Below are 4226 nucleotides of genomic sequence, written 5' to 3'. Positions count from 1 at the left end.
GCGTTCGAAATATCCGAATTCTTCTTTTCCCCCGATCACTAGATATGACCATTGGGGGCGAGTAGCCACACTACGTAGATGCTTTTTGTTGCTCAAAGGGTAAAGTTCCCAATAAAAGCCGTCGTAGACGAGCAGACCTTCGTTGTTGGCCGTATAGATGAATCCATCAGGTCCCTGTGCTATGCTCCAGTTTTGATTTCCAGCCTTATACTGGGCTTTGGTAAAATTTTGAATATAGGGACTTCCGAAGGAAGATATAGTTTGGGCTCGAGATTGTTGTAAAACGAAAAATAAAGATGCTATAAGGAAAACTATACGTATCATAACTTTCGGTTTTGCCACTGTAGGAAGAATCTTATTCATTTACAATTGGTAAGGTGAAAGTACTAATCAAATGGCAGGGAAGCAAATAATCCCCAGTTTTATTTAAAAATTGCAGCTAAAAAATAGCTTTTCATATAGCATAAAATCTATGATAAAAAAAGTATATTTGCCCTTTAATTGAAGGCATAGAACCTGTATGAAGCATATACGTAATTTTTGTATTATCGCACACATCGACCATGGTAAGAGTACCTTGGCGGATAGATTATTAGAGTACACAAACACGATTTCCCAGCGAGAGGCTCAAGACCAGTTGTTGGATAATATGGATTTGGAGCGTGAACGTGGTATTACGATCAAAAGTCATGCTATCCAAATGGATTATTACCAAGATGGTGAGCATTATGTGTTGAACCTTATCGACACGCCGGGACACGTTGACTTTTCTTACGAGGTATCTCGTTCTATCGCGGCATGTGAAGGTGCTTTGTTGATAGTAGATGCTTCTCAAGGTATTCAGGCACAGACCATTTCCAATCTTTATTTAGCGTTGGAACACGATTTGGAGATTATTCCTATTCTCAACAAAATGGATTTGCCGGGCGCTATGCCAGAAGAAGTAAAAGACCAAATCATCGACCTTATCGGCGGAAAACGGGAAGATATTATTCCTGCCTCAGGAAAGACAGGAATGGGAATTCCTGAAATTTTGCGTGCCATCGTAGAGCGTATCCCCGCACCACAAGGTGATCCAAAGGCTCCTTTGCAGGCCTTGATTTTTGACTCGGTATACAACTCTTTCCGAGGTATCATGGCTTATTTTAAGGTAGAAAACGGTGAAATCCGTAAGGGCGACAAAGTTAAATTTATCGCTACAGGAAAAGAATATATAGCAGATGAGGTGGGTACATTGAAGTTGAATCAGGTATCTAAAGATGTTATTCGTACGGGCGATGTAGGATATATCATTTCGGGTATTAAAGATGCTCGTGAGGTAAAGGTAGGTGATACTATCACCCATGTGGACAGACCTAGTCCGGAAGCCATCAAAGGGTTCGAAGAGGTAAAGCCTATGGTGTTTGCAGGAATCTATCCTGTCGATACGGAAGATTTCGAAGAGTTGCGCGAGTCTATGCATAGACTGCAGCTCAACGACGCCTCCTTAGTGTTCGAGCCTGAATCTTCGGCAGCTTTGGGCTTCGGATTCCGATGTGGTTTCTTGGGTATGCTTCATATGGAGATTATCCAGGAGCGCTTAGAACGTGAGTTCAACATGACGGTGATCACTACCGTGCCTAACGTGTCTTATAAAGCCTATCTGACAAAAGACAATGAAGAGGTTATAGTACATAACCCTTCGGATTTGCCGGATCCGAGCAAGCTGGCTTCTATAGAAGAACCTTATATTCGTGCCAACATCATTACCAAGGCAGAATTCGTAGGGTCTGTGATGTCATTGTGTATACAGAAACGTGGAACTATCGTAAGCCAATCTTATCTGACAGCAGACCGTGTGGAATTGGTGTTCGAAATGCCTATGGGCGAGATCGTCTTCGACTTCTATGACAAGTTGAAGTCGATTTCCAGAGGTTATGCATCGTTCGACTATCATCAGATAGGATACAGACCTTCGGACTTGGTGAAATTGGATATTCGTCTGAATGATGAACCTGTAGATGCGCTATCTTCGCTGATACATCGTAGCAATGCTTACGAGTTTGGAAAGAAAATCTGTGAGAAGCTGAAAGAACTGTTGCCGCGTCAGCAATTTGAAATACGTATTCAGGCTTCTATCGGCGCTAAAATCATTGCCCGTGAGACTATTTCTGCATTACGTAAGGATGTTACGGCAAAATGTTATGGTGGGGATATTTCGCGTAAGCGTAAGCTATTAGAAAAACAGAAAAAAGGTAAGAAGCGTATGCGACAGGTAGGAAATGTTGAAATTCCACAATCTGCATTTATGGCTGTATTGAAATTGGATTCGTAGTAAATTAATCAACCTAAAATAAATAGTAATGAGATTATTAGACGGTAAAGAAGTATCCGCTAAGATTAAGGAAGATATTAAAAAGGAAGCTGCTGAGTTTGCTGCAAAGGCAGGGCGTAAGCCTCACTTGGTAGCTATTTTGGTAGGTAACGATGGAGGTAGCGAAACGTATGTTGCCAGTAAGATGCGCAACTGCGAGTTGGTGGGTTTTGACTCTACGAACATACGCTACGATGAAAATATTACGGAAGAAGAGCTGATAGCCAAGATCAAAGAGATAAATAAGGATGACAAGATTGATGGACTTATAGTTCAGCTTCCGCTACCTAAGCATATTGATCCAGAGAAAGTAACGGAAGCTATTGATTATCGAAAAGATGTGGATGGCTTTCATCCGATAAACTTGGGCCGTATGCAGCGCAACTTACCTTGCTTTATTCCTGCTACGCCGTATGGCATTATGTTGATGTTGCAACACTACGGAATTGATACAGCGGGAAAGCATGCCGTGGTAGTCGGACGTAGCAATATAGTAGGGTCACCGATGAGTATTTTGTTGGCCAGAAACAGCAATCCTGGCAATTGTACCGTAACCTTGACACATAGCCGCACCCAAAATCTTAAAGAGGAGGTTCTGCGAGGCGACATCGTAGTTGCAGCTATAGGGAAGAAAAATTTCATCACAGCAGATATGGTGAAGGAGGGTGCTATAGTTATCGATGTGGGCATCAACCGTGAGGTCTCTACTTCTACAAAATCAGGATACAAACTTTATGGCGATGTAGATTTCGAAAATGTGTCCAAAAAAGCGTCATGGATAACGCCGGTACCTGGTGGTGTAGGACTGATGACCATCGTAGGTTTGTTGAAAAATACCTTGGAAGCTGCTAAGGGCACCATCTACACTAAATAATATTTTGGCATACATATTGTTTCTCATTACAAGTTATATTTAAACTTATTACTATGAGAAGATTAGCTTATCTAGCCCTAATGGCTGGAACGTTGACATTTGCGGCATGCAGCAATAATCCATCAAAAGACAGAAACAACGATGGAGAAGTTTCTGCAGGAGAACATTTAGATCATGCGCATGATCAAATGGATGAGGCGGCACATCAGGCCTACCACGAAGCCGAAGACAATTATAATAAAGCGAAAGCTGAATTGGATGCAGCCATAAAAAAAGGCGATAAAAATGCCGAAGAAGCGGCCCGTAAAGCATTAGCCGACGCTGAAGCGGCATGGGAAAAGACTAAAGCTAACCTCAAAGAGGCTGGAGATAAGGTGGAAGAAGGGTTTAACGATGCTGTGGACGACTACAAAAGATGCTAAGCTAAAAAGACCAGTGACGCCATAAGAAAATACGGCAGAAGAAGACAGGTAGATAAAATTGAAAGCGGAGCGCAGAAGGTGGGCGATGCAGCAAAAGATGCAGCAGACAAAGCCAAAGAAAAGGCTAATCAGCTGAAGAAATCTTTACAATAATTTAGATAATATTAAGTAGGGAAGCGTCTATCCTCGATAGACGCTTTATTATTATATACTGTGATGAACAAAGATGAAATATTAAAGGCCTGCTTTGATCTAGTACACAAAAAGATTGAAGAAGTGAATATGGCTATTCAGACGGCCAATCATAGTCTTGTAGAAGAGGATAAAAGTAGTGCCGGAGATAAATATGAAACGGGAAGGGAGATGATCCAACAGGACCTGAACCGTTATGAACAACAGCTTAAAGTCCTAACACAAGATTTGGATTTGTTGCAACGTATCTTGGCAGTCTCAGGAAACACGGACAGATGCTGTTGGCTTAGGCTCTTTGGTGAAAACGGATAAATCTATCTTTTTCTTGGCTTACAGTATTGGGGTAGTTCCTGTAGGAAAGAATACAATTTACTGTATTTCTCTT

At 41.6% G+C, this 4226-nt stretch carries 4 protein-coding genes and 1 pseudogene; 4 read left to right on the top strand and 1 reads right to left on the bottom strand.

Annotated elements, in window-relative coordinates; genetic code table 11:
* A pseudogene (locus tag SD31_RS02385) lies at window positions 1-363 on the bottom strand (hypothetical protein); the annotation flags it as partial.
* Window positions 364-520: 157 nt separating this feature from the next.
* On the opposite strand from SD31_RS02385, the gene lepA reads away from it, so the two are divergent.
* The 4 genes from lepA to SD31_RS02365 all read left to right on the top strand — a co-directional run bounded on the left by lepA (window position 521) and on the right by SD31_RS02365 (window position 4153).
* A complete protein-coding gene (gene lepA / locus SD31_RS02380; protein WP_039052968.1) occupies window positions 521-2314 on the top strand; it encodes a translation elongation factor 4 in 1794 nt (597 codons plus the stop codon).
* A 28-nt stretch (window positions 2315-2342) separates the two neighbouring features.
* Window positions 2343-3227 carry a bifunctional 5,10-methylenetetrahydrofolate dehydrogenase/5,10-methenyltetrahydrofolate cyclohydrolase gene (locus tag SD31_RS02375; protein ID WP_039052967.1) on the top strand — a complete coding sequence of 295 codons (885 nt, stop codon included), beginning with the start codon at window positions 2343-2345 and terminating at the stop codon, window positions 3225-3227.
* 53 nt (window positions 3228-3280) lie between these two features.
* The gene (locus tag SD31_RS02370; RefSeq protein WP_156138152.1) at window positions 3281-3649 is read left to right on the top strand and encodes a hypothetical protein; all 369 of its coding nucleotides are present in this window, start codon (window positions 3281-3283) and stop codon (window positions 3647-3649) included.
* Between the two features lie 216 nt (window positions 3650-3865).
* Window positions 3866-4153, top strand: coding sequence for a hypothetical protein (locus SD31_RS02365; RefSeq protein ID WP_039052965.1), 288 nt, complete (start codon window positions 3866-3868; stop codon window positions 4151-4153).
* The last annotated feature ends 73 nt before the right edge of the window (window positions 4154-4226 follow it).

The sequence above is a fragment of the Sphingobacterium sp. T2 genome (genome assembly GCF_000814685.1).
GTDB classification, from domain to species: domain Bacteria; phylum Bacteroidota; class Bacteroidia; order Sphingobacteriales; family Sphingobacteriaceae; genus Sphingobacterium; species Sphingobacterium thermophilum.
This window is presented reverse-complemented; position numbering and strand designations above follow the sequence as displayed.

Excerpts from the sequence above, each read along its gene's own strand:
- SD31_RS02375 (WP_039052967.1), top strand. The coding sequence starts at position 2,343 with ATGAGATTATTAGACGGTAAAGAAGTATCCGCTAAGATTAAGGAAGAT.
- SD31_RS02370 (WP_156138152.1), top strand. The coding sequence starts at position 3,281 with ATGAGAAGATTAGCTTATCTAGCCCTAATGGCTGGAACGTTGACATTT.
- SD31_RS02365 (WP_039052965.1), top strand. The coding sequence starts at position 3,866 with ATGAACAAAGATGAAATATTAAAGGCCTGCTTTGATCTAGTACACAAA.
- lepA (WP_039052968.1), top strand. The coding sequence starts at position 521 with ATGAAGCATATACGTAATTTTTGTATTATCGCACACATCGACCATGGT.